Origin of the sequence: Collinsella sp. wc0583 (genome assembly GCF_046116915.1) — a bacterium.
GTDB lineage: Bacteria > Actinomycetota > Coriobacteriia > Coriobacteriales > Coriobacteriaceae > Collinsella.
In genome coordinates this window covers 141,426-164,112 of sequence record NZ_JBJXBN010000003.1, presented here as the reverse complement: position 1 = coordinate 164,112, position 22,687 = coordinate 141,426, and the positions used below count along the sequence as shown (strand labels likewise).

Genomic DNA, 22,687 nt, shown 5'->3' with positions numbered 1-22,687 from the left:
CACGAAATCCGATGCTTACAGAATGAGCGAACACCGCTTAGGTAGCTCATTTGGGACGGGGCTCCTTTGACTGCTCATGTGGTAGCATCGGGTCTCATATAAATGAGGGAGTAGTCGCGTAATCGGGCTCGCCCGCAGAGAGGGAGCCAGACTATGGGACTCGCAGAGCTCGTGTTGCTCGCCGTTGGCCTTTCGATGGACGCCTTTGCCGTTTCCATCTGCAAGGGCCTTGGCATGAAAAAGATCAACCTTAAGGTCGCCGTAGTGCTCGGCCTGTTCTTTGGCGGCTTTCAGGCCGGCATGCCCGTAATCGGATGGGCGCTCGGCAGTCAATTCATGGGCATCATCGGACCCATCGACCACTGGATTGCCTCTATCCTTTTGGCCTTTATTGGCGGCAAGATGCTGTGGGAAGCCTTTACCGAGGACGAGGATGAGGACGAAGGCGACGGCAAGGATGCCGAAAAGATTGACCTGGGTGAGTATCTAATCCTCGCCATTGCCACCTCGATTGACGCCCTGGCCGTAGGCATCTCGTTTGCGGCGCTCTCGGTCGATATCGTTCCCGCCGTATCGCTTATCGGCGTCACAACGTTTATCTTCTCCGTCGCCGGCGTAGCGATCGGCCACGCCTTTGGCGCACGCTACGAAAAACCCGCCACCATCGTGGGCGGCGTTGTACTCATCCTCATCGGGCTTAAGATCTTGCTTGAGCATCTGGGGATTCTCGCGATATAAAAAGCGCCTCTCATAAGCTCAACGTCAATGTAGAAGTCTCATGCAGAGTTTTGCATAATGCCTATTCGTGCAGACTTTTGCATGTCATACTGATATGCAAAAGTCTGCACGTTAGGAGATTGCCGTGGATACCCTTCCCATCACCACGCCGCGCCAAGCTGGCATCTACGTGCGCCAGGCACGCGACTCACAGGGAATCACCCGTGCGGCCCTCGCTAAAAAAGCCGGTGTTTCGGAGCGCCTGCTCGCATCGCTCGAGCTGGGAGATGCCACCGGCATTCGACTCGACAAGCTATTGGTGATCTTTAATGCTCTCGGACTGGCGCTCGCCGCTCAAGGGGATATCGTCAAAACGAATAACGAGCAATCAGCCAACGTTCCGTATGCCGATCTGCAAACTCGCAGCACCCCCAGACGCCATCGCGCTCAACGTCCCTCTCATAGCTACCGTTGCTGCGCCGCCATTCCGGTTCTTGCAGACGCCCCCTTTACGTCTGAACTCTACGACAAAGCCTTCGCCGATTTCGCCATGTCCAATCTCGGAGTCTCGATTGCCGCAAACGCATCTAACCAAACCAAGCCCGAAGGGAAATAGCCAATGGCCAGAACATCACTTCGGACCTTTATTTGCGGTGTACCTGCGGGAACGCTCACGCAAGATGAGAACGGTCTTATCAGCTTTACCTACGATCATGACTATGACGGGCCAGCCCTATCGACCAACATACCCGTATCGAATCGCACATACGGACAACAGGTCATGAATCCGTACCTGTTTGGCCTTCTACCCGACAGCGAGGACCAACGAAAAGCGATTGCCGCCAAATTCGACGTTAGGCCCAACAATCCTGTTGCGTTGCTCAGCCATATCGGACTCGACTGTCCGGGCGGAGTGCAGTTTTGTGCCGAAGAAGATGCCGACGCCGTCCTGCATCGCGCTGGCGAATACCGCCCTATAGACGACCACGAAATTGCTCTCCGTCTCAAGTCGATCAGAGATGACCGCGATGCATCGTGGATGGGTCTAGATGAAAGTTGGTCACTTGGAGGCAACCAGGGCAAGTTCGCACTCGCACTCATAGACGGTCGCTGGTGCGAATGCGTAGGTTCCTCGCCCACGACGCATATTTTCAAAAATGGTGTTATCGGATTTAAGCTCGAAGCGCTTAATGAGTTTGTCTGCATGAAAAGCGCCCAGCGCGCGGGTATCGCAACGGCGAACGTTGAGTATCGCTTATTTGAGGACGAACCCGCCCTCATTGTTGAGCGCTATGACCGTGTGAATGTCAAAGACGGGACAATCATGCGTCTACACCAAGAAGACCTCTGTCAGGCCCTTGGAGTGATGCCCGCTCAAAAGTACACGGCAGACGGCGGCCCGACCGCACGCGATATTCAGGAACTCCTCGTCAATACGAGCCATCATCAACTTAACCTGTATCTGTTTACGCAGATACTTTTCTTTAACGCCATCATCGGCGCACCGGACGCGCATGCGAAGAACTATTCCCTGCTTCTTGGAAACGGCGGCACAGCTATGATGGCCCGTATGTATGACGTTGCATCTGGGCTGGCATACGAACGTATGCGGCGAAAAGCGCGCCTCGCCATGAGCGTTGGCGGCGAAAACCGTGTGGGACGCATCGGTCCAGGCGCTATCCGCCGATACCACGGTATGGGCGACCCCGCGCTGGAGGCGGCACTCACCGATGCCGGGCTATCCGAGAAGTTTTGCTTTGCGACCATGATGGACCTCGCCTACGAGGTACCCATTTGCATGGAAGAGGTCATGGACGAATACGCCGATCTGCCCGGCATGGCGGACCTGCGCAAGCATATGCTCGGGCCCGTCCGCGAAAACTGCCAGCGCACCCTCGACCTCATCAAGGCGGATATGGGCTAGACGCCAATCAATTTCCCATTTCTTAAAAGAAGAGAGGGGGCACCCGCCGCAAAAGCTCGGGTACCCCCTCTCGTAATGTCATTTGCAATCCATCAGCAAAGGTTTTGGATCGCCGTCAATGCGACCTTTACGCAGCGAGGCGCTTGAGGACGTCGATGAGCAGCTCGTAGAAGCGCTCGGCAGAAGCGAGCTCCATGCTCTCGTCCGGGGTGTGGACATCGGAGAGCGTCGGGCCCACGGCGATGGCGTCCAGGCCGTGCAGGGCCTCGGCGAACAGGCCGCACTCAAGGCCGGCGTGGATGGACTCAATGCGCAGCTCGGAGCCAAAGAGCTCGCGATAGCTCTCGACAAAGACGTCACGGACCGGCGAATGCTCGGCATAGCTCCAGCCGGGATACTCGAACTCAAACTTGGCGTCGAAGCCCAGGACATCGGCCAGCGTCTGCAGACGGTCCTTGAACTCGTTCTGCAGCGAGGTGATCGAAGAGCGCGGGGACAGCATGATCTTGACCTGGTCGTCAGAGGTGGCAACCACACCGATGTTGGAGGAAACCTCGACGGAGCCGTCGGTGGCGACGTTGCGGCGAATCACGCCGTTAGGGGCAAGACGCAGAGCGCGGATGAGGGCAAGCGCGGACTTCTGGTCCATGGCCTCGACCTCGGCGTCGTCGGCAATCTCGACGGTGCAGGTAAAGCCGGGGTCGAAGACCTCGAGCTCGGCAGTGACGTCGGCGATGATGCCCTTTGCGATCTGGGCCGCCGCCTCGGCAGCAGCATGGTCGGCGTAGACCAGAACAGCCTTGCACTCACGGTTGATGGCGTTGTCCTTGGTGCCGCCGTTAAAGCTGACGATGGCGGGCTCGCCGGCGACCATCAGGCGGTCGATGATGCGGGCCATGATGAGGTTGCCGTTGCCGCGCTCCAGGTGGATATCGCTGCCGGAGTGACCGCCCAGCAGGCCGGAGATGTCGAGCGTGAGGGTGCTACCGGTCTTGTGCTCGCGCGCGATCGGGCAGGTGTAGGTAACGACGACGCCGCCGGCGCAGCTGACGGTGGCAACGCCCTCTTCCTCGGAGTCAAGGTTAATCATGGTGCGAGCGCTAATCTGGGACTTGTCGAGCGTCTCGGCGCCGACCAGGCCAGTCTCCTCGTCGGTGGTGAATACGCACTCGAGGGCGGGGTGAACGATCGAATCGTCATCGAGAACAGTGAGCATCAGAGCGACGGCAATACCGTTGTCGGCGCCCAGCGTGGTGCCGTTAGCGGTGAGGACGCCGTCCTTGACGACCAGGTCGATACCATCGGTCGTAAAGTCGTGCTCAACGGAGCCCAGCTTGTCGCACACCATGTCGATGTGACCCTGCAGCATCACGGTCGGGGCATTCTCGGCGCCGGCAGATGCGGGCTTGCGAATGATGACGTTGTAGACCTCGTCCTGATACACATCGAGGCCGCGCTCCTTGGCAAACGCGACCAGGAAATCGCTGATGCCCTTCTCGTTGCCAGACCCGCGGGGAATCGCGCTGACCTCCTCAAAGAAATGGAACAGCTGGGCGGGCTCGTAGCCGGTAATCTTGTAGTCCATGGTGCCTCCTTGGCGCAACTGGTTAGACAGTAAGACATGCGCCTTGTATATTCCCAGACTTTACGTGCATAAACCAGTCGAAAACGCCGAGCGCCCTCGCATCATCGGCTAACGGTGGGGAAACACCACTTTATCAAGATAAAGCATATTAGACAGACCGCGCCGAAGGGACGCTGAACCCTTCAACCAACCTCAACGCCTGTTGAACGTTAATGCATACGCCATTGGTATGCTTAATGAGATTTTTGTCCTCCGTCACGACGTAATCGACGTCGATGCGATTGGCAACGCCCAGCATCAGGTCATCCTCAAAGTCATTGTGATGATACTTGAACACAAAGGAGTCGAAGACCTCGTCTGCACCGACCGGCGCGATGAGGGCGAGCTCGCGCATCTGCCGAACGCATGCCCAGGCCGTTTCGTCCGCCGCCGCAATGGCGTTATCGCTCAGCGAACCATTCTTCCTTCGGCACTCCCTCTTAATCGCCGCCGAGACAAGATACGAGACATCTTTGACAGAAAGAGACGAGGCAAACAGGGCACTCTGCTCCGAGACATCGGCAATCTCGAATAGACGGACTACATCCGCTGTCCGGTCCGACCTTCCAGAAAAGTAATCCATCCATACGTTGGTGTCGATGAGCAACTTGAGAATGCCGTCTGCACTCATAGCTCCACCCACTCGGGATAGCGCTCCGCCATTGCTTCCTCATAGAGGTCATCGTAGTCACCCGAGAGGTCGGGAACAGGGATGCCGTATTTGAGGCACGCATCGCGCACGATGTGGCTGCCTTGCGTAACCCTTGATTCCACCGACGCAGTCGCTGGCACGTTAGAGCTCGGTACCGCAATCCCCGATCTCGAGGGCATGCATCCGTTGACGACCAGATATTCCCAAAGTGTCCGCACCGCTTGAGACGGCGTCATGCCGATATGCGCCAGCACGGCGTCCCCAGCCTCTTTGAGTTGGCGATCCATGCGTACATTCATCTGGACCGGCCGTGAGTCGAGTACCGATATAGGCATGCTAGCTCCTTCTGCTATACATATTTGTATTTCGAGTATAGCACCATTTACTCATAAAAAGGGGCGCCCCGACAGGAGTGCCCCTTCGCAAAGCTATGTTAATCCCTACAGCGCGCCGGAACCGGCTTGCATCATGCCGCCGGGGCCCGAGCTCACGCCACTGCTCACAGGCGCGGCGTTTCCGGTGTGCGGCGCTGCCGGAGCGGTATCGCCCCCGAGCGCACCTGCCGGACGCGGCGCTGGAATCTCGCCTGTGCCATGGCTAAAGACGAACTTGCCGTCGGCCACGTCGCACAGGACGGTATCGCCCTCGCCCCACTCGCCGGCCAGCAGCTCCTCGGACAGCGGGTCCTCGATGAGCTTTTGGATGGCGCGGCGCAGCGGACGCGCGCCGTTGGTGAGGTCGGTGCCCTCGGCCACGATCTTGTCGTAGGCCGCATCGGTGAGCTTGATATTCATGCCGTTGGCGATCAGGCGCTGACGCAGGTCGTCCACCAGCAGGTGCGCGATCTTGGTGAGGTTCTCGCCCGAAAGCTTCTGGAACACCACAATGTCGTCGATACGGTTGAGCAACTCGGGGCGGAACAGGCGCTTGAGCTCGCCCATCGCGCGGCTCTTGATCTCACTCGACGTGAGACCCTGCTCGCCGGTGGTGCCAAAGCCAACGCTCGCATCCTGCGCAATCTCTCGGGCGCCCACGTTGGACGTCATAATGATCACAGTATTGCGGAAGTCGACCGTCTTGCCCTGGCTATCGGTCAGGCGGCCCTCCTCCAGCACCTGCAGCAGAATGTTGAAGATATCGGGGTGCGCCTTCTCGATCTCGTCGAACAGCACAACCGAGTACGGATGACGGCGCACGGCCTTGGTGAGCTGACCGCCCTCGTCATGGCCAACGTAGCCCGGGGGGCTACCGATAAGCTTGGAGACCTCGAACTCGCTGCCGAACTCCGACATGTCGAAGCTGATGAGCGCGTCCTTGCTGCCAAAGAGGTACTCGGCGAGCGTCTTGGCGAGCTCGGTCTTGCCCGTGCCGGTGGGGCCCAGGAAGATAAAGCTGCCGCCGGGGCGACGCGGGTCCTTGAGCGGCGAACGGCTGCGGCGAACGGCCTTGGCGACGGCCTCGACTGCCTCGTCCTGGCCGATAATGCGGGTCTTGAGCACGCTTTCGGTCTGCAGCAGGCGACGGCTCTCGCTCTCGGTGAGCGAAGACACCGGCACACCCGAGGTCACGGAGACGATGTCGGCGATCTGGGCGACGTCGATGGTGAGCGGGCTCGCGTCGAGCTCGGCCGTCCAGGCAGCCTTGGCCTCGGCAAGCTCAATCTCGGCAGCTTTCTGCTGCTCGGTAATCTCGGCGGCCTTGTTCATGTCGTCGCTCTCAGTGGCCTCCTGTGCGGCAGCCTTGAGCTCCTCGACGCGATGCTCGGCCTCGCGCACCGGCTCGGGCGCGCGATTGGCGGCAATGCGGGCGCGGGCACCGGCCTCGTCGATGAGGTCGATGGCCTTATCGGGCAGGAAGCGGTCCTGAATGTAGCGGTTGGAGAGGTTCGCGGCGGCCTCGATAGCACCCTGTGTGTAACGCACATGGTGGTGCTCCTCGTAGCGCGGCTTGAGCGCGGTCAGGATCTTGACCGTGTCCTCGACGCTCGGCTCCTCGACATCGATGGTCTGGAAGCGACGCTCAAAGGCCGGATCCTTGGTGAGGTACTTGCGGAACTCCTCTGCCGTCGTGGCACCGATAATCTGGAAGGCGCCGCGCGCGAGCACGGGCTTGAGCATGGAGCTTGCGTCGATGGAACCCTCGGCAGAACCGGCACCGATGATGGTGTGCATCTCGTCAATAAACAGGATGACGTCGTCGGCCTCGGTTGCCTCCTGTATCACGTTCTTGAGGCGCTCCTCAAACTCGCCGCGATACTTGGCGCCCGCGACAAGACCCGGCAGGTCGAGCGTCCAGATGTTCTGGTTCATAAGGTTCTCGGGCACGTTGCCGGCAGCGATCTGCTGCGCCAGGCCCTCGACGATGGCCGTCTTGCCCACACCGGGGTCACCCAAGATAAGCGGGTTGTTCTTGGTGCGGCGCGAAAGGATCTCCATCATGCGCTGGACTTCCTTTTCGCGACCGATCACGGGGTCGAGCTCGCCGTCGCGTGCTTTCTGCGTAAGGTTGGTGGCGAACTGCTTGAGTGTATCGGTGCCGCCCCCCTTTTGCTGCGAGGCGTCCGAACCGCTAAAGAACGGCAGGCCCGCACCGGGACGCCCGGCACCGGCGCCGGCGAGCGGACGCTTCTTGTCCTGATCCTTGGCGGTAAGCTTCTCGATGGCTTTTTTAATGGAAGCGGACGACACACCCAGGCGCATGAGGATGTCCATGGCCATGCCGTTGCCCTCTTCGACGATACCGATGAGCAGGTGCTCGGTTGACACATAGGTCTGGTTGTTCTCACGTGCCACGCGGAAGGAGCGCTCCATCACGCTGATGACGAGCGGCGTAAAGGCGAGCTTAGCGGCCTCGGTCTCCTCGCTGGGCTCGGGAACGGTAGTCTGGACCTCTTTGAGTGTGTCCATGATGTCATCGTAGGAGATATCGAGCGAGCGCAGCGCCTCGGCGGCAATGCCCTCGTCCTCCTTGGCGAGCGCGAGCAGCAGATGCTCGGTACCCACCTTATTTGAATGAAGATCGAGCGCCTCTTGCTTGGCCATGGACATGACCTTGCGCGCGCGATCGGTAAATCTATCTAACATGCTCGTTTCCTTACATGAGTCCATCGAAATCAAAACGCCCGCCCGTCGGCGGCGCTTTTGTCTCTTTACCCACAGGTCGTCTATGTTAACAGCTGGAGGAATATCTATAAACCCGGCTCACATGAATGCAGGTTATGACCGCATCGCGGGACTCACCGCGCGATGCGCGACGGGCGCCCCGCAAGAGAAACCCTAGACGTCTTTCACCACGTCGGGACTCGTCGCACGCGATGCGCGATAGGCATCGGCCTCCTTGGAGACGCGTTCGAGCAGCTCGGATGTATCGACGCCCTCGACTTGCGCGACCGTTTCAACCGTCTGCATGGCGACCGCCCTCAGGTACGCGCACGCGCTGTCCCCCAGCTGCTCGAGGTCTATCTCCTCGCCGCCCTCCCGGGCAAAGCCGACCGCCATCACAAAGCCCATGATGCCCGAGACCAGAAAGCCCACCGCAAAGCTCGAATCTGCCTTGAGCTCTTCTCCGTCAGGGTGGACGATCTCTCTCACGCGGTCGATGATGATCGTATGGATGCCCTGCACGACTTGCTCGGCGGCACCCGCCCTCATGGTGATGACGATGCGCCGCAGCAGGCAGCGGACGTCGCGCCGGTCGAACGCCGAAAGGTCGCCCTCGCTCGAAAAATGCCAGAGGGCATCGGTGATAAGCTCGTTATCCTGCAGCAGCTGGGTCATGGCGATGGCGACGAGTTCATCGAAATCGTGAAAATAGTAGTAAAACGTTCCGCGATTGCACTGGGCGGCGCGGGTCACCTCGCCAACCGACAGCTCGAAGATGCTGTTGTTCTCGATGAGCTCCCAAAACGCCTCGATGATACGGGTGCGCGCATCGGGCGCATCGGCGTCCTTACGCGGTCTCGCCATGCGCCTCACCGCACCCCTGCGCCTTGGCGTTCATGATGAGCATCTGAAGACGGTTCTCCACGTTGGCGAAGCTCACGTCGGGATCGTAGTCGAGCGGCAGGAACTGCGCCGTGGGATACTGCTCCTTGAGCGCATGGATGAGCCCGCGCCCCACGACATGGTTGGGCAGACACCCGAACGGCTGCAGGATCACGAAGTTGCGGCAGCCGCGCTTGGCGTGCTCGAGGATCTCCGCCGGAATCAGCACGCCCTCGCCCGCATCGAACGTATGGTGCAGGATCTTATCGCTCGCGCGCACGAGCTCGGGCATGCGCGTCGGCGGCTCGTAGAGCGGGCTCGCCGCGCCCAGGCGGTCGCAACGGTCGTGCGCGAGCTCGAACAGGTTGTCCGCCGTGGCGTACCAGGCCTTTTCGGGCAGCGACAGGTCGACGTGGAACTCGCGCGACTGCGCATGCTTGTAGAAATAGGTCTTGCGGATCACGTCGGTCATGCGCGCCTCGATGACCTCGAGCCCGTTGTCCTCGAGGTAGCGCTCGATCTCGTGGTTGGCGCCGAGATGGAAATTGAGCAGGTACTCGCCCACGATGAGAACGGTCGGATGCGGGTTCGAGCGGTCGTACGGAACGGCGTCCATGATCGCAAGCGCGCGTTTGAAGCCCGTCGCCTGGCCTCTCAGCCCGGAGCGCTCCATGCCCTCGATAACCTCATCGAGCGCGCGGTCGAACGCAGCGTCCGCCGCGCCCTTCTCGAGCTCGTAGGGACGGATGCGCCTAAGCATGGCCTCGAGGGCATCGATCATGGGAAGACCGTAGGCGATCTGGATGCTCGGGCCAAGGCCGAGCTTGAAGCCCGGATGCGCATTGTGGGCATCGACGTCGTCGTTGGTGAGCACCGGGACATAGTCGTATCCCGCGTCGTCGAGCGCGCGGCGCAGCAGGGGCATGTAGTGCGTCAGGCGGCAGTCGCCGATATACTTGCCAGTCACCACGGCGACGTCGTGCGGGTCGTACTTACCGCTCTCGAGTGCCGCGAGCGCCTCGCCGATCACGATTTGCGCGGGGAAGCAGATGTCGTTGTGCACATAGCGTTTGCCCAGGCGGATGGCATCCTCGCGCCCGATATCAAGGGCCTCGGCGCGCACGCCCTGATTGCGCATCGCCGCGGTCATGAGCCTGCAGAACGCATGGGAGGTGTTGGGGACCAGCGCGATCTTGTCGTGCCGGTCGCGCTTGGTGTACTTGACCTTATACGGGTCGTCGAGCGGATGGACCGCGTGCACCCGGGCGCCCTCGGCACGCTCCTCCGCGCGACGACGGTTGACCGACTCGATAAACGAACGCACGCGAATGCCCATGGGACCGGCGACGTCGCTCTCATCGAGCTTGATCATCATCGGAACCTTGGAGCCCATCTCGCCCATCATGCGCGCAATCTCGTCGGTGAGATACGCATCGTGGCCGCAGCCGAAGCTGCCCATCTGCACGAGCTCGAGCTCGGGCGTCGATGCGACGATGACCGCGCACGACAGCATGCGCGCATGGTAGTTGTTCACGATGTCGATGCGGCTGTTGGAAAGATCGACGTTGCAGACCCCCGGCACCGCATCGGGCGTCAGCACGGGGATGCCGCGCTCAGAGAAGAGCTTGGGCAGCCCGTGGTTGACCAGCGGGTCGTTGTGGTACGGGCGCGAAGCGATCACCACCGCGTAGCCGCCGTCCTCGCGCACGTTCTCGAGCACCTGCCTGCCGCGCAGCTGCAGCTGGTTCTCAAACGTCTGCTGCGCGCGGTCCGCCTGCTCGGTCGCCTTGGCAACCAGGTCGGCATCGATATCGAAGGTCTCCTTGCACCACGCCTTGAGCTGGCGGTTTCGGTCGCCCTCGTCGTACCAGTGGAACAGCGGCGTATCGAACGGAACGCCGAAACGCTCCTCCGGGTTATCGGAATTGCGCATCACGTAGGGGTATCCCTTTACGACGGCGCACATCCACTCGCTGGTAGAGGCGGTGTTTTCGGTGGGCACCGTCGTGATGATGGGCATGAAGATGCGGTCGACGCCGGCGTCGACGAGATTGCGGATGTGCCCGTGGACGAGCTTGGCCGGGAAGCACACGGTGTCGGATGTGACGTGCGCCAGACCGCGCTCGTACATCGCCTTGGTGCTGCGTCCCGAGACGCGCACCTTAAAGCCGAGCGTGCTGAAGAACGTCGACCAGAACGGCATGGTGTCCCAGAACTCGAGCACACGGGGAATGCCGATCGTGACATCGCGCCCCCCGCAGACGGGAACCGTGGGGTACGACCCGAACAGCAGCTTCTCGCGGTCGACAAAGAGATTGGGGGCAGCCGCGGTCCGGTCGCGCCCCGTGCCGGGTGCCTGTGCCTCGCAAGCACCCTGCGGACGCAGCTTCTCCGCCGCGGGAACCTCGCGCACGAGCTCATCCCATGAGATGGCGCCGCCGCGCGGGCAGCGATTGCCCGTGACGTAAAGCGAGCCGTCGCCAAATGCCACGACCGCGCGCTGGCAGCGGTTGTTGCACCGACGGCAGGTAACGCCGCCGAACTCGCGATGCTCGAAGCGCTCCACGGCATCGAGCCCGATAAACGACGTGCCGGCGTCGCCCTTGCGGCATTCCTCGCGCGCGAGCAGGGCGATACCGATAGCGCCCATCAGCCCCGGGTGGGGCGCACGCGTGACGGGTTTGCCCAGATACTGCTCGAATGCGCGCAGCACCGCGTCGTTTCGGAACGTGCCGCCCTGGACGACGACTTTGTCGCCCAGACGGTTGAGATTTGAAACGCGAATGACCTTGGTGAACACGTTCTCGATAATCGAACGGCAGAGACCGGCCATGATGTCGCCCGGACCCTTACCGCGCCGCTGCTCGGAAACGACGCTGCTGTTCATGAACACCGTGCAGCGGCTGCCGAGAACGGCGGGGGCTTTGGACGAAAATGCCTCGGTCGCGATATCCTCAACGGCTATTCCGAGGTTTTTGGCAAAACCCTCGAGGAACGAGCCGCAGCCCGCAGAGCACGCCTCGTTGACGACGATATCGGTCAGCACGCCGTGGTTGAGCCAGATGGCCTTCATATCCTGTCCGCCGATGTCGAGCACGAAGGTCGCATCGGGAACGCATGCGCACGCGGCGCGGGCGTGCGCGACCGTCTCGACCGTATGGTAGTCGGCGTGGAACGCGCGCGCGAAAAGCTCCTCGCCGTATCCCGTGGTGCCCACGGCATCGATCGCAAGCGTGACTCCCGCTGTCTCCCAGCGGTTCTTCAAGCTGACAAGACCCTGTTGGGCGACGTCGAGCGGTCTGCCGTTATTAGACGCGTAGAACGAATCGACAAGCTCACCCGCCTCATCGACCAGGGCGAACTTGGTCGTCGTGCTCCCCGAATCGATACCGAGCGCCACACGCACCGTCTCTCCGGGCGCATGCGCATCCGGACCCTTTGCCGGCGTCTCTTTGCCATGGCGTGCCGTAAAATCCACCTGCTCGGCAGGTGTGGCAAAAAAGGGCTGGGCAAGACGTCCCTCCCCGCTTGCGGGCGCGACCGTCTCGAGCTTATCCAGCCGGACAAAAGCGTCGGGAAGGTCGATCGGTTGGGACGATGCGAACATGTCGGTCAGCGACAGGGCGGCACCGCGCGCGACCATGATCTGCGGATCGCGCGGGACGATAACCTGATCGTCCGATAGATTCAGTTGCTCCCGGAACACGCGGACCAGCGTGGGGTTGTAGGCGAGCGTACCGCCCTCGAAGATTACCGGCGGCTCGATGTCGATACCCTGGGCCAGACCGCCGATCGTTTGGCGGGCGACCGCGTGAAGCGCCGAAAGCGCCAGGTCGGTGGTAGGAATGCCCTCGTTGAGCAGCGGCTGGATATCGGTCTTTGCGTACACGCCGCAGCGGCCCGAGACCTCGTGGACGGTCGTTCCCCGGCTTGCGAGCTGCTCGAACTCGCCCGATTCGGTGCCGACCCCCATGAGCTTTGCCATCTCGTCGATAAATGCACCGGTACCGCCTGCGCACGAGCCGTTCATGCGCATGTCGGCAACCTCGATGTCTCCCTTATCGTTGGTGCGGAAGAAGATCATCTTGGCGTCTTGGCCGCCCAGCTCGATGGCGCAGCGCGTCTGCGGATAGAACCTGCTGATCACGAGCGCGTTGGCGACCACCTCCTGAACGTACGAGGCGCCCAGCGCGGTCGCGATATCGCGCGCACCCGAGCCGGTCACCGCAACGCGCAGCGACTCATGGGGAAAGCGCTCGGCGAGCTCGCCGAGCATGGCGCGCACGCTCGCTGTCTGACACGCCCCGTGGCGGCGATATCCCCACCACGCCTCGGTCATATCCTCGTGCATCGCGTAAACTTTGGTCGTCGTCGACCCTACGTCCAGTCCTACTAGCAACGCCATAATGCTCCGTCTCTCGCATTTTTCCTGCTAGAGATATACCACTCTACGTAATCCAACAGACTGTTGTATTTAAACTCCGTATAAAAAGCGGCTGCCGAAACGCTTCAGCAGCCGCCGAATGCACCAACAGATTGTTCTGCGCGCTAGCACGTCGGGCAACGGAGCAGCACGGGCCCTCCGGTCATGCGCACCGCTCACGCCCGCGATGTCGCCGAGAGAGCTATCCACGCTTAGGGCTCCAACCAAGCAAGTCGCCCGCGCTCAGCAGATCCCTAAGCGAGCTACTCGCACTCAGGAGCCATAGCCTGCTCCAAGAGCTCGGCATGCTCCTCCTCGAAAACCGTCCCCACAGGGAAGGCGCGACGGAAGACGAAGTGGGAAATCGGACCGGCTACCAAAAGGTTCCACGGCAGCGCCATCACAAAATTATGCGGGATGTTGATCATCCAGATCGCGGGCACGGAATACAGGTTCGCAAGGATGCCGCCGGGCATGTGTGTCAGACCCTCGCAGGCACCGTACAGCGACATGATGATGACCATGGGAACGACCATGCAGGAGCTGACGGCGAGCGTCATGGCAAGTGGCGAGCTCTTGCCCGGCGTGACCAAGTACTTAAAGGCGAAACCCTTGGCGAGCGGGCTGGCGACGAACCAGTCGCAGCACATGGCAAAAATGTAGGCAACGGGGAAGCCGAGCCACGCAGCGGCAACGACCTCGCCGTTGATGGCCCCGTGCTGCAGGGCAACGTTGTAGATGCTCATCCAGAGCACCATGCAAAAGCACATGATAAAGGTGAACAGCAGGCTCTCTCGTTTGTTGATAGGCATAAAGGGCAGATTCCTCTCTGTGTTGTACCGCGGCGCCACGCAACAAAAACGGGCGGGCAAGATGGAGCTGTTGGAACTTCATCTCGCCCGCCCGTGGTACGCGCGTCTGCGACTACTTATGTGGTGGAACCAGCCTAGCACGAAACGCATGCGCTTCGTAAGCGTTGAGTTTGTGGAGATGCTCGACGTATTGGTGCAAAGTAACCTGTCCCCCTTGCGCCAATTAGCTGGTGTGGCGCCAGCGGGGATCGGTGAGAGTTCTCGCTACGCTCAGGCCGACGGGAAGGAACGCCACGATGAGCACCGCACGCACAAACCAGCCAAGCATATTAACCGTGTCAAACGTGCACATGTAGTACATCGAGCGATACAGATACAGCCCCGGCACCATGATGACAATCGATGGCACCGTGAGGGCGATGCGTGGGTAGGTGAGCTTGATTTCGGCCAGGCTTGCCAGCAGGCCCGATACGAGCGCCCCGATAAACGCCGCCGCCTCGGGAGGCATGCCTGCACTCAGGCCCAGAAAGGGAAGCATCGTCGGCGCATCGACGAGCGTAAGGCGCAAGGTATTAGACACGGCACCGATGAGCCCAGCCGCCGCGGCCATCTTTATCGGACTGTTGAACATAACCGAGAAGCCAAATACTCCGATAAAGCTCATCAGTATGCGCAAGAGCGTAAGAGCCAACGGTGAGAGGCCGAGCGGGGCGAAGTCATCCGGCGCCAGTCCCACACACTCGGCAACCATCCAACCTACGAGGGTCGCCATCACAATAATCGATACGGCATACGAAAGGCGCTCGATACCGCTTCGCATGTCGAGCTTTGCGATGTCGAGGCCTGCCGTAATAAGGGGAAAGCCGGGAATCACAAAGAGCATGGCGCCGATATAGCCTTCTTGGTGCGACATTGCCCCAGGGATGACCTGGCCAAGGCCGAGCAATGCCAGCAGATACGAAACGCAAGCGAGCGCAACGCCAGTCGTCAGCGCGCTAAACTGGCCAAGACCCTGCTTGAGAATATGGGAGCGAGCAAAGTTGCCGACACCAGCGCCTACGAATGCGCAGGCCATCTCGATAGGGCCGCCGCCGAGCAAAAAGACGAAGGCGCCGCAAGCACAGGCTGCCGCAAGGCCCTGTTGCCAGGGAGCGTAATCGGGCTTTGAGCTCTCAACGGTCTTGAGCATCTCGTGGTACTCGTGCACGGTAAACCGGCGCCCGTAAATCTCGATTTCCTTTAAGAAGCTCTCCATCATCCAAATGCGATGAGTATTAACTCCCGTTGTGGGTAGGCTGACGACCTCGTTAAAGCAGTGGCCATCTTCGATGCAGGTGCACTCAAACGACAGGAGACTCAGGTCGACGTGAATCGTGACGCCGAGCACAGCGGCAACACGATTCATGGTATCGCGCACGCGCCAGGCACCTGTTCCGCTTGCCAGCATAAGCATGCCGGTGCGGCAGATGATGGATGACTTATCGGTGAGCGGCGCATCGACGGCAAGCTCATCGCCTGCCGTCACGATCTGATGCCAGTCAGTTTTCATATGGAGCGCGCCGGCACGAACGCCGTGGTGCAGGGGGGCTCTCGAAAGCAGCGAGTCAAGGCGCGAGGGCTGTGGGGGCTCCGTTGATTCGCCCTCGTCCTCGTCGGGCTCTTCATCGACCAGATCAAATGAGTCAAGCGGCGCCGGCTCGCGACGATCGATCAGCTCCTCATCCTCATCGTCAAAGTAATTGAACTGATCGAGCATGTCCTCTTCGATTGCACGCTCGCTCGCGTCGTCCATATAGGCACTCCCTTCCTACCGACTAACTCCCATCCTGGGCAGCGACGGCTAAAGGAAACATAAAAGAGACGGCTGTCATGCGAGCCATGTGCGCAATAGCCGTTGAGTAGTCGTTTAAGAATGCCCCCGATGACTATTGACGGCCAAGGCAACGCCGATGCCTTGGCAACGACAGACACTATGACCCAATCCGAGGGCACTAAAAAGATAGGAGCCCCCGCTCGTGACCGCGGGTCGGGGCTGCGACAATGATGTTGAAGTGCCATAGGCGCAGCCGCGCCGCAACGAGGTTGGGAGGCTCCCATGCCAAAGTATTCTACCGCGTTCGGGATGGACGTCCACCTGAGGTCGACCACCGTCTGCGCCCTCGACGCGGACACCGGCGAGGCCGTGACGAGGAGGTTCCCCGGCAACCCCTGGGGCGAGATCGCCGGGTGGATGGATGGGTTCCCCGGGCCGTCGCTCGCGGCCTACGAGAGCGGCTACCTCGGCTTCGCCCCGCAAAGGGAGCTCGCCGGGCTCGGCGTCGAGTGCGTCGTCGCCGCGGTCTCGAAGATCCCCAGGTCGGCCGCCGACTCGGCCTCCAAGAACGACAGGAACGACGCCGCCAGGATGGCCAAGGCGATACTCGCCCACGACATCTCCCCCGTATGGATCCCCTCCCCCGAGGTCGAAGGCATCAGGGACCTCGCCGGCGCCTACGACGGGGCGACCGCGCGCCTGGCGACCGCCAAGCAGCGGCTGCTCGCCTTCCTCGCAAAGCGAGGGTTCGTCTACGGCGGCACCACGCCCGCCGGCAACCCGAGGAAGTACTGGACCTACGACTTCCTGAGGTGGCTCGACAAGGTCAGGCCGGAGGACGATGGCGGGGTTCGGACGCTCGCCGCCCTGAGGAACGAGGTCGAGGCCGCGGCGGAGGCCCGGGCGGACCTGCTCTCCGAGTACAGGGCCGCCGTGGATGCCAGCCCGATCGCCGCGGAGGTGGCCGCCCTCCAGTCGATCAAGGGCTGCGCCTTCGCGCTGGCCGCAGCCTTCTCGGCCGAGGTCGGCGACTTCACGAGGTTCCGTTCCGGAAGGCAGGTCACGGCCTATTTCGGCCTCGCGCCGAGTCAGAGGTCGAGTGGCGACTCCGTGCGGCTCGGAGGCATCAGCGGTGCGGGCAACGCGCTCGTGAGGAAGCTGGCCGTTGAGGGTTCATGGTGCTACGCCGCGGCACGGCACCAGCCGAAGCTCATGCCAAGGGACACGGGCGTGCCCCTCGAGATAAGGATGCACGGGAGGAAGGGGTCCGAGCGGCTCCTGCGGCGGCGCAAGGAGATGCTCGCCCGCGGCGTGCCCGCGGCGAAGGCCAACGCGGCCACCGCGGCCGAGCTCGTGAGGTGGCTCTGGGCCCTCGGCATGATGTGCCGGGAGGGCGCGGAATAGACATAGCCCCCGTCCCGGCGAGCCGGGCGGCCTTCGGGGATACCCCCTATTTCGCTGTGCGCGCGGAGCCCTCCGCATGCGCCTCGACAGACTTGGGGAACCCCGCCGAAGGAACGGAGTGCGGGCCGACAGAACGGTATCCGCGGATATGAGACTGAGCCGAAGGCGTCGATGACATGCCGGGGGCGGACCGGGACGGGTTAACGGCAGGCCCCGCCGACCGATTGCAAGCGGTCGGCGGGGCCATTGTGGCTCTTGACAGCGGATTGGGTCATATGAGCGAAAGCCCGCCAGAGCGAGCAAGGTGCCTTGAAGCGAGGCGGCATTGACCTTTTGGTCATGCCGCCGAAGTTGAAAGGCAGATTGCCGCTCTGGCGGGCTTGCAGCGTCAACTGGTTACGCGGGTTGGTAAACCCGCGTAACCCCCTAGCACATCTTTGCGCCAGCGGGGATGGAAGCGTCGAGCTGGATCAGGTTGAGGCGCTCCTCGCCCTCCTCCTCGTGGATGGCGCTGATCAGCATACCGCAGCTGGGAATACCCATCATCTTGCGCGGAGGCAGATTGGTGATGGCGAGCAGCGTCTTACCGACCAGGTCCTCGGGCTCATAGTAGCCATGGATGCCGGAGAGGATGGTGCGGTCGGTGCCGGTGCCGTCGTCGAGCGTAAAGTTCAGCAGCTTCTTGGACTTCTTGACGGCCTCGCATGCCTTGACCTTCACAGCGCGGAAATCGCTCTTGGAGAAGGTATCAAAGTCGACGAATTCCTCGAACAGCGGCTCAACGGCGATCTTGGAGTAATCGAGCGTGGGCTTGAGCGGCTTGACGAACGGGCTTGCGGCGTTGCCGGCCTCGGCAGCCTTGGCAGCGGCGGCACCGGACTGGAAACCCTTCTCGGGCTTCATGTGCGGGAACAGCAGGACGTCGCGAATGGAAGCCTGGTTGGTGAGCAGCATGACCACGCGATCGATACCGATGCCGATGCCGCCCGCGGGAGGCATACCGTACTCGAGGGCGCGCACGTAGTCCTCGTCGTACTCCATAGCCTCGTCGTCGCCGCCGGCCTTCTCAGCCATCTGGGCAGCAAAGCGCTCGGCCTGGTCGACCGGGTCGTTGAGCTCGGAGAATGCGTTGGCGTACTCGTGGCCGGCGATGACCAGCTCAAAGCGGTGCGTCAGACGCGGGTCGTCCTCAAAACGCTTGGCAAGCGGGCTGACCTCGATGGGGTAATCGCATACGAAGGTCGGGTTGACGATGGTGTCCTCGCCCAGCTCATCGTAAATCTCGGCGATGATCTTGCCAGCAGTCCACTCGGGCTTAATCTCCAGGCCCTTCTCGCGCGCGGCGGCGGCAAGCTCCTCGACCGGTGTATCGATGGTGACCTTCTTGCCGAGCACGTCGGAGACGATGTCGGTCATGGGACGGCTGGCCCACTCACCAGAAAGGTCGATGGTCTGGCCCTGGTACTCGATGACCTCGGGGTTGCCGATGGCCTTGTTGGCAGCCTTGATGACGCCCTGGGCGAGCGCCTTCATGCCCTCGAGATCGGAGAAGGCACGGTAGGCCTCCATCGTGGTGAACTCGGGGTTGTGGGTAAGGTCCATGCCCTCGTTACGGAAGATGCGGCCAATCTCAAAGACACGCTCAAAGCCACCGACGATGCAGCGCTTGAGGTGCAGCTCGGTAGCAATGCGCAGGTAGCACTCTTGATCGAGCGCGTTAAAGTGCGTGATGAACGGCTTAGCCGTAGCGCCACCCTGGATAGTCTGCAGAATGGGGGTCTCGACCTCCATATAGCCGTCGGACTCCATAAAGCGGCGGAAGGTGGAGAGAATCTGCGAGCGCTTACGGAAGGTCTCGCGAACATCGTCGTTGGCAATCAGGTCGACATAGCGCTGACGATAGCGGGTCTCCTTGTCGGAGAGGCCATGGAACTTCTCGGGCAGCGGGCGAACGGCCTTGGAGAGCAGCGTCGCGCTCTTGGGGGCGACGGAAAGCTGGCCACGCTTGGTGCGCACGACCACGCCGGTCACGCCCAGGATATCGCCCAAGTCAAGGGCCTTAAGCGTGCTCCAGGCTGCCTCGTCCATGTCGTTAATACGGCAGAACAGCTGAATCTCGCCAGTCGCGTCGCGGACGACAATGAACATGATCTTGCCCTGACCACGCTTGGCGACCACGCGGCCGCCGATCTTCACAACGTCCTCGGTGTCCTCGCCATCGGCAAGCTCGGCATACTTAGCCTCGATGTTGGCAACGTAGTCCTCGATCTCGGAGTGCTCGGGATAGGGGTTCTGGCCCGCCTCGAACAGGGCGGCGCGCTTGGCCAGGCGCGTGGCGCGCTCGTCGTTGAGCGTCGATGCCTGCTCGGCGACGTTCTGGTTCTCTGCCATAAGTTAGCTCCTCAAACTAAAACGCTCCCCAGGATTCGGTCCCAGGGAGCGAAAACATACCTTTACGCGGGACCGTGGTCTAGCGTGCGATCTTTGCGATGGTGTAGACGCGGGTCTTGCCCGAAGGCGTAACGACCTCAACGGAGTCGCCCTCGCCGTGACCGATGATGGCGTGGCCGACCGGAGACTCGTTGGAGATCTTGTGCTCGAGCGAGTTGGTCTCGGTGGTACCGACGAGCGTGACTTCCATGACCTCACCGTTGGGATCGATCAGAGAAACGGTGGAACCGATGGAGACGGTCAGATTGCCCGTGGTGGCAGCAACCTGAGCGTTGGCGAGAATAGCCTGAATCTCGGCAATGCGAGCAGCATTCTGGGCCTGCTTGTCCTTGGCGGCGTCGTACTCGGAGTTCTCCGAAAGGTCGCCGAACGCGCGGGCTTCCTTGATGTCCTCGACGATCTCCTTGGCGTAATCGCCCTCACGCCAAGCGAGCTCCTCGACGAGCTTCTGGCGGCCCTCAGCGGTCAGTACGATCTGGCTTGCGTCCATACGGATATCTCCCCAACTATGGTGTAACGATCAACTGTCAACAAAACGAAAAAGACCGGCTAGCCTGCGGGCAAGCCGGTCAGGTGCTCACCCCAAAGGGATGGGACTACTCTGCGTCCGCGTCGCTGTCCTCTGCCTGCTTTTTCTTGGCAGCAGCGAGCTTGGCCTCGAGCTCTGCGATCTCCTTGTCCTCCTTGGACTCCTCGACCACAACGTCCTCGGCCTGCTTGGTTTCGCCCTTATCGTCGCCCTCCATACCCTCGCGGATATTCTTGACGGTAGAGCCGAGAGACTTGCCGAGCTTCGGCAGGTTCTTAGGCCCGAAGATGATCAAGATAACGACGAGAATAATGATGAGCTCAGGAGCCCTCAGTCCAAACATGTAGACCTCCACAATACAGCGAGACAAGCTCGAATGAGTATACCGCGGGTGCCGCGGTATCACAACAATAGCTAAAAAAAAGGGACCGCAAGAAGCGGTCCCTTCTCATGCTCTGGTCGGGTTGACTGGATTTGAACCAGCGACCCCTGCGTCCCGAACGCAGTGCTCTACCAAACTGAGCCACAACCCGTTAGCTCGACTATAGTAACAAAGATTTTCGTCGCGTGCTAGAGAAATTTTTATTTCTTTGGCGCGTCGATTTGAACCGTGTTGGGAATAAGCTCAGTCGCGCAGGCCCACCAGCCATTTTGCTGGGCAGCTCCCGCAAGATGGGCTGCTGCAGCGACGGTATCGCAAATGGCAAACGAGCAAGCACCCGAACCGCACACGTCCACGGCAACAGTTCCCTCCTGTGCGCGCAGCCAGTCGAGAACTGCCTGGATCCGCGGCTCCATCTGCGCGGATATGACGCCCAGATTGTTATGAACGAGCGCATATGCCGCCTCGGCATCGCCGGCGCGTAAGACAGAAGCAATCGCACCGGGTTTGTCCGCGGGCACCGGGCTCTCATCAAATCGTCGATACGCTTCAACCGTTGAAACGCTCGTCTCGTGCGGTTTGACCAATACGACAGGTGTCGCTGGAAGCGCAGGATACTCAGTGGCCAGCACATCTCCCCCGCCGACGTAGAATGCGGGACTCGCGTGCAAAAAAAACGGCACGTCGGCGCCGATACCGCGAGCGATGTCACCGAGCGCAGGGTCGGTGCGGTCGATACCCCACAGCTCGGCCAAGGCAACGATGACCGCGGCGGCATCCGTCGAAGGACCTCCCAGGCCGGCGCACAGCGGAATGCGCTTTTCGATCGTCACGCACACGTTGGCGTCGCGACCGTAATGCTCGGCCATAGCGATTGCCGCCCGATAAGCCGTATTTTTTTGCATGGGAAAATCGGATGCCGGAACCGTCTGGACGGTCAACGCCTGCGCCGGCGTGACCGTCACGGTATCGGCTAGACCGACGGCTGCCATCAGGGAATCGACCCTGTGATAGCCGCGGGCGTCGCGCTCGGTATGAACCCCCAGATAGAGGTTAATCTTTGCCGGCGCGGTAAGGATGAGGGACCGATCGGTCACCGTTAGTGCTCCTCGAGCTGGTTGCCGAGCGGGGTAAAGATATGTTCGCCGCTCTCGGGGTCGAACAGTTCGACCTGGCCGGTAAGGACATCGATGTACTGGTAGGACTGACGCGATTTGCGGCCGCGACGCTCGTCAACCTCAACGATAAAGACGGCGGGGTGGACGCTCTTGATGGTGCCCATGCGCTCGATGACGCGGGTACGGCCCATGTTGGCCTTAACCTTGACGCGATCGCCCACCATATCGGTCAGCTTCTCGTGGATGTCGTCGACGTGATTGACTTCCATCTCTTCCATGAATAGGGCCTCCAGAGGGTGCAATTCAAAAAGGGGATAATACCCCTAAGATAGACAAAACTCTAATACTATAGCACCCTGCTGCAGCCATACGCAAGCAGCTAAAAAACCCGGCCCCAAATTGACTACTTACAGACTATCGGTGTCCAGAACGATGGTGAACGGACCGTCGTTGACTAGGTCGACCTTCATATCGGCGCCAAAGATACCGTGCGCCACATGCTCAACGTCCTGGGCGACGAGTGTCAGAAAGTACTCGTAAAGTTCGTTAGCGACATCGGGCGCGCCGGCATCCGTAAACGACGGACGGCGGCCGTGGCGGCAGTCGGCAAACAGCGTGAACTGCGACACCACGAGTACCTCGCCGTCGACATCGGCCAGCGCCAAGTTGGTCTTGCCATTCTCGTCCTCGTTGATACGCAGCCCGCGGAGCTTGCCCCACAGCTTGTCGGCTTCGGCGCGTGTGTCGCCGTGGCCCACGCCCAGCAACACCAGGTAGCCGCGTCCAATGCGGCCCACGCACTCGCCGTCGACTGTCACGCCGGCGTTGAGCACGCGCTGCACCACCGCACGCACG

The 22,687-nt window shown here is 61.1% G+C and carries 18 protein-coding genes and 1 tRNA gene; 4 read left to right on the top strand and 15 right to left on the bottom strand.

Annotation, left to right across the window (positions count from 1 at the left end):
• Positions 1 to 153: 153 nt before the first annotated feature.
• The 3 genes from ACKUUJ_RS03600 to ACKUUJ_RS03590 all read left to right on the top strand — a co-directional run bounded on the left by ACKUUJ_RS03600 (position 154) and on the right by ACKUUJ_RS03590 (position 2,641).
• Positions 154 to 738, top strand: a complete 585-nt coding sequence (locus tag ACKUUJ_RS03600; protein ID WP_409064691.1) for a manganese efflux pump MntP family protein — start codon at positions 154 to 156, stop codon at positions 736 to 738.
• Between the two features lie 124 nt (positions 739 to 862).
• Complete coding sequence (locus tag ACKUUJ_RS03595; RefSeq protein ID WP_409064690.1) at positions 863 to 1,333, top strand: multiprotein-bridging factor 1 family protein; 471 nt, start codon at positions 863 to 865, stop codon at positions 1,331 to 1,333.
• A 3-nt stretch (positions 1,334 to 1,336) separates the two neighbouring features.
• Positions 1,337 to 2,641 (top strand): type II toxin-antitoxin system HipA family toxin, encoded by a 1,305-nt coding sequence (locus ACKUUJ_RS03590; protein ID WP_346979502.1) that lies wholly within the window; start codon positions 1,337 to 1,339, stop codon positions 2,639 to 2,641.
• 127 nt (positions 2,642 to 2,768) lie between these two features.
• Here the strand turns inward: ACKUUJ_RS03590 and ACKUUJ_RS03585 are convergent, their stop codons facing one another.
• From ACKUUJ_RS03585 to ACKUUJ_RS03550, 8 genes are all read right to left on the bottom strand, one after another.
• Complete coding sequence (locus tag ACKUUJ_RS03585) at positions 2,769 to 4,226, bottom strand: aminoacyl-histidine dipeptidase (protein ID WP_346979503.1); 1,458 nt, start codon at positions 4,224 to 4,226, stop codon at positions 2,769 to 2,771.
• 148 nt (positions 4,227 to 4,374) lie between these two features.
• Positions 4,375 to 4,896, bottom strand: a complete 522-nt coding sequence (locus ACKUUJ_RS03580; protein WP_409064689.1) for a PIN domain-containing protein — start codon at positions 4,894 to 4,896, stop codon at positions 4,375 to 4,377.
• A complete protein-coding gene (locus ACKUUJ_RS03575; RefSeq protein ID WP_215694646.1) occupies positions 4,893 to 5,252 on the bottom strand; it encodes a type II toxin-antitoxin system RelB/DinJ family antitoxin in 360 nt (119 codons plus the stop codon). Before ACKUUJ_RS03575 ends, ACKUUJ_RS03580 begins: the two co-directional genes overlap by 4 nt.
• Positions 5,253 to 5,357: 105 nt before the next feature.
• On the bottom strand, positions 5,358 to 8,000 hold the full coding sequence (locus ACKUUJ_RS03570) for an ATP-dependent Clp protease ATP-binding subunit (RefSeq protein ID WP_409064688.1): 2,643 nt from the start codon (positions 7,998 to 8,000) through the stop codon (positions 5,358 to 5,360).
• Positions 8,001 to 8,192: 192 nt separating this feature from the next.
• Entirely contained in the window at positions 8,193 to 8,882 is a 690-nt protein-coding gene (locus tag ACKUUJ_RS03565; protein ID WP_138339585.1) for a TetR/AcrR family transcriptional regulator, read from the bottom strand.
• Positions 8,866 to 13,305 carry an acyl-CoA dehydratase activase gene (locus ACKUUJ_RS03560; RefSeq protein WP_409064687.1) on the bottom strand — a complete coding sequence of 1,480 codons (4,440 nt, stop codon included), beginning with the start codon at positions 13,303 to 13,305 and terminating at the stop codon, positions 8,866 to 8,868. Before ACKUUJ_RS03560 ends, ACKUUJ_RS03565 begins: the two co-directional genes overlap by 17 nt.
• A gap of 281 nt (positions 13,306 to 13,586) precedes the next feature.
• Positions 13,587 to 14,135 carry a hypothetical protein gene (locus ACKUUJ_RS03555; RefSeq protein ID WP_055285230.1) on the bottom strand — a complete coding sequence of 183 codons (549 nt, stop codon included), beginning with the start codon at positions 14,133 to 14,135 and terminating at the stop codon, positions 13,587 to 13,589.
• Positions 14,136 to 14,358: 223 nt separating this feature from the next.
• Positions 14,359 to 15,927 (bottom strand): threonine/serine exporter ThrE family protein, encoded by a 1,569-nt coding sequence (locus tag ACKUUJ_RS03550; RefSeq protein WP_409064686.1) that lies wholly within the window; start codon positions 15,925 to 15,927, stop codon positions 14,359 to 14,361.
• A gap of 303 nt (positions 15,928 to 16,230) precedes the next feature.
• On the opposite strand from ACKUUJ_RS03550, the gene ACKUUJ_RS03545 reads away from it, so the two are divergent.
• On the top strand, positions 16,231 to 17,352 hold the full coding sequence (locus ACKUUJ_RS03545) for an IS110 family transposase (RefSeq protein WP_349089033.1): 1,122 nt from the start codon (positions 16,231 to 16,233) through the stop codon (positions 17,350 to 17,352).
• 426 nt (positions 17,353 to 17,778) lie between these two features.
• Here ACKUUJ_RS03545 and lysS read toward each other — a convergent pair whose 3' ends face one another.
• From lysS to dtd, 7 genes are all read right to left on the bottom strand, one after another.
• Positions 17,779 to 19,743, bottom strand: a complete 1,965-nt coding sequence (gene lysS, locus ACKUUJ_RS03540) for a lysine--tRNA ligase (RefSeq protein ID WP_409064685.1) — start codon at positions 19,741 to 19,743, stop codon at positions 17,779 to 17,781.
• A gap of 79 nt (positions 19,744 to 19,822) precedes the next feature.
• Entirely contained in the window at positions 19,823 to 20,293 is a 471-nt protein-coding gene (greA, locus tag ACKUUJ_RS03535) for a transcription elongation factor GreA (RefSeq protein ID WP_409064684.1), read from the bottom strand.
• Positions 20,294 to 20,399: 106 nt separating this feature from the next.
• On the bottom strand, positions 20,400 to 20,675 hold the full coding sequence (gene tatA / locus ACKUUJ_RS03530; RefSeq protein WP_409064683.1) for a twin-arginine translocase TatA/TatE family subunit: 276 nt from the start codon (positions 20,673 to 20,675) through the stop codon (positions 20,400 to 20,402).
• Between the two features lie 113 nt (positions 20,676 to 20,788).
• A tRNA-Pro gene (locus ACKUUJ_RS03525) sits at positions 20,789 to 20,865 on the bottom strand.
• A gap of 49 nt (positions 20,866 to 20,914) precedes the next feature.
• Positions 20,915 to 21,811, bottom strand: coding sequence for a 4-(cytidine 5'-diphospho)-2-C-methyl-D-erythritol kinase (gene ispE, locus ACKUUJ_RS03520; RefSeq protein WP_409064682.1), 897 nt, complete (start codon positions 21,809 to 21,811; stop codon positions 20,915 to 20,917).
• 2 nt (positions 21,812 to 21,813) lie between these two features.
• Positions 21,814 to 22,110 carry a Veg family protein gene (locus ACKUUJ_RS03515; protein ID WP_117799674.1) on the bottom strand — a complete coding sequence of 99 codons (297 nt, stop codon included), beginning with the start codon at positions 22,108 to 22,110 and terminating at the stop codon, positions 21,814 to 21,816.
• A 129-nt stretch (positions 22,111 to 22,239) separates the two neighbouring features.
• Positions 22,240 to 22,686, bottom strand: coding sequence for a D-aminoacyl-tRNA deacylase (dtd, locus tag ACKUUJ_RS03510; protein ID WP_195624929.1), 447 nt, complete (start codon positions 22,684 to 22,686; stop codon positions 22,240 to 22,242).
• Between the last annotated feature and the right edge of the window lies 1 nt (position 22,687).

Coding starts and splice junctions, on each gene's coding strand:
- tatA (WP_409064683.1), bottom strand. CDS start 20,675: ATGTTTGGACTGAGGGCTCCTGAGCTCATCATTATTCTCGTCGTTATC.
- ACKUUJ_RS03545 (WP_349089033.1), top strand. CDS start 16,231: ATGCCAAAGTATTCTACCGCGTTCGGGATGGACGTCCACCTGAGGTCG.
- ACKUUJ_RS03515 (WP_117799674.1), bottom strand. CDS start 22,110: ATGGAAGAGATGGAAGTCAATCACGTCGACGACATCCACGAGAAGCTG.
- ACKUUJ_RS03570 (WP_409064688.1), bottom strand. CDS start 8,000: ATGTTAGATAGATTTACCGATCGCGCGCGCAAGGTCATGTCCATGGCC.
- lysS (WP_409064685.1), bottom strand. CDS start 19,743: ATGGCAGAGAACCAGAACGTCGCCGAGCAGGCATCGACGCTCAACGAC.
- ACKUUJ_RS03600 (WP_409064691.1), top strand. CDS start 154: ATGGGACTCGCAGAGCTCGTGTTGCTCGCCGTTGGCCTTTCGATGGAC.
- ACKUUJ_RS03555 (WP_055285230.1), bottom strand. CDS start 14,135: ATGCCTATCAACAAACGAGAGAGCCTGCTGTTCACCTTTATCATGTGC.
- ACKUUJ_RS03575 (WP_215694646.1), bottom strand. CDS start 5,252: ATGCCTATATCGGTACTCGACTCACGGCCGGTCCAGATGAATGTACGC.
- ACKUUJ_RS03550 (WP_409064686.1), bottom strand. CDS start 15,927: ATGGACGACGCGAGCGAGCGTGCAATCGAAGAGGACATGCTCGATCAG.
- ACKUUJ_RS03590 (WP_346979502.1), top strand. CDS start 1,337: ATGGCCAGAACATCACTTCGGACCTTTATTTGCGGTGTACCTGCGGGA.
- greA (WP_409064684.1), bottom strand. CDS start 20,293: ATGGACGCAAGCCAGATCGTACTGACCGCTGAGGGCCGCCAGAAGCTC.
- ACKUUJ_RS03565 (WP_138339585.1), bottom strand. CDS start 8,882: ATGGCGAGACCGCGTAAGGACGCCGATGCGCCCGATGCGCGCACCCGT.
- ACKUUJ_RS03580 (WP_409064689.1), bottom strand. CDS start 4,896: ATGAGTGCAGACGGCATTCTCAAGTTGCTCATCGACACCAACGTATGG.
- ACKUUJ_RS03585 (WP_346979503.1), bottom strand. CDS start 4,226: ATGGACTACAAGATTACCGGCTACGAGCCCGCCCAGCTGTTCCATTTC.
- ACKUUJ_RS03560 (WP_409064687.1), bottom strand. CDS start 13,305: ATGGCGTTGCTAGTAGGACTGGACGTAGGGTCGACGACGACCAAAGTT.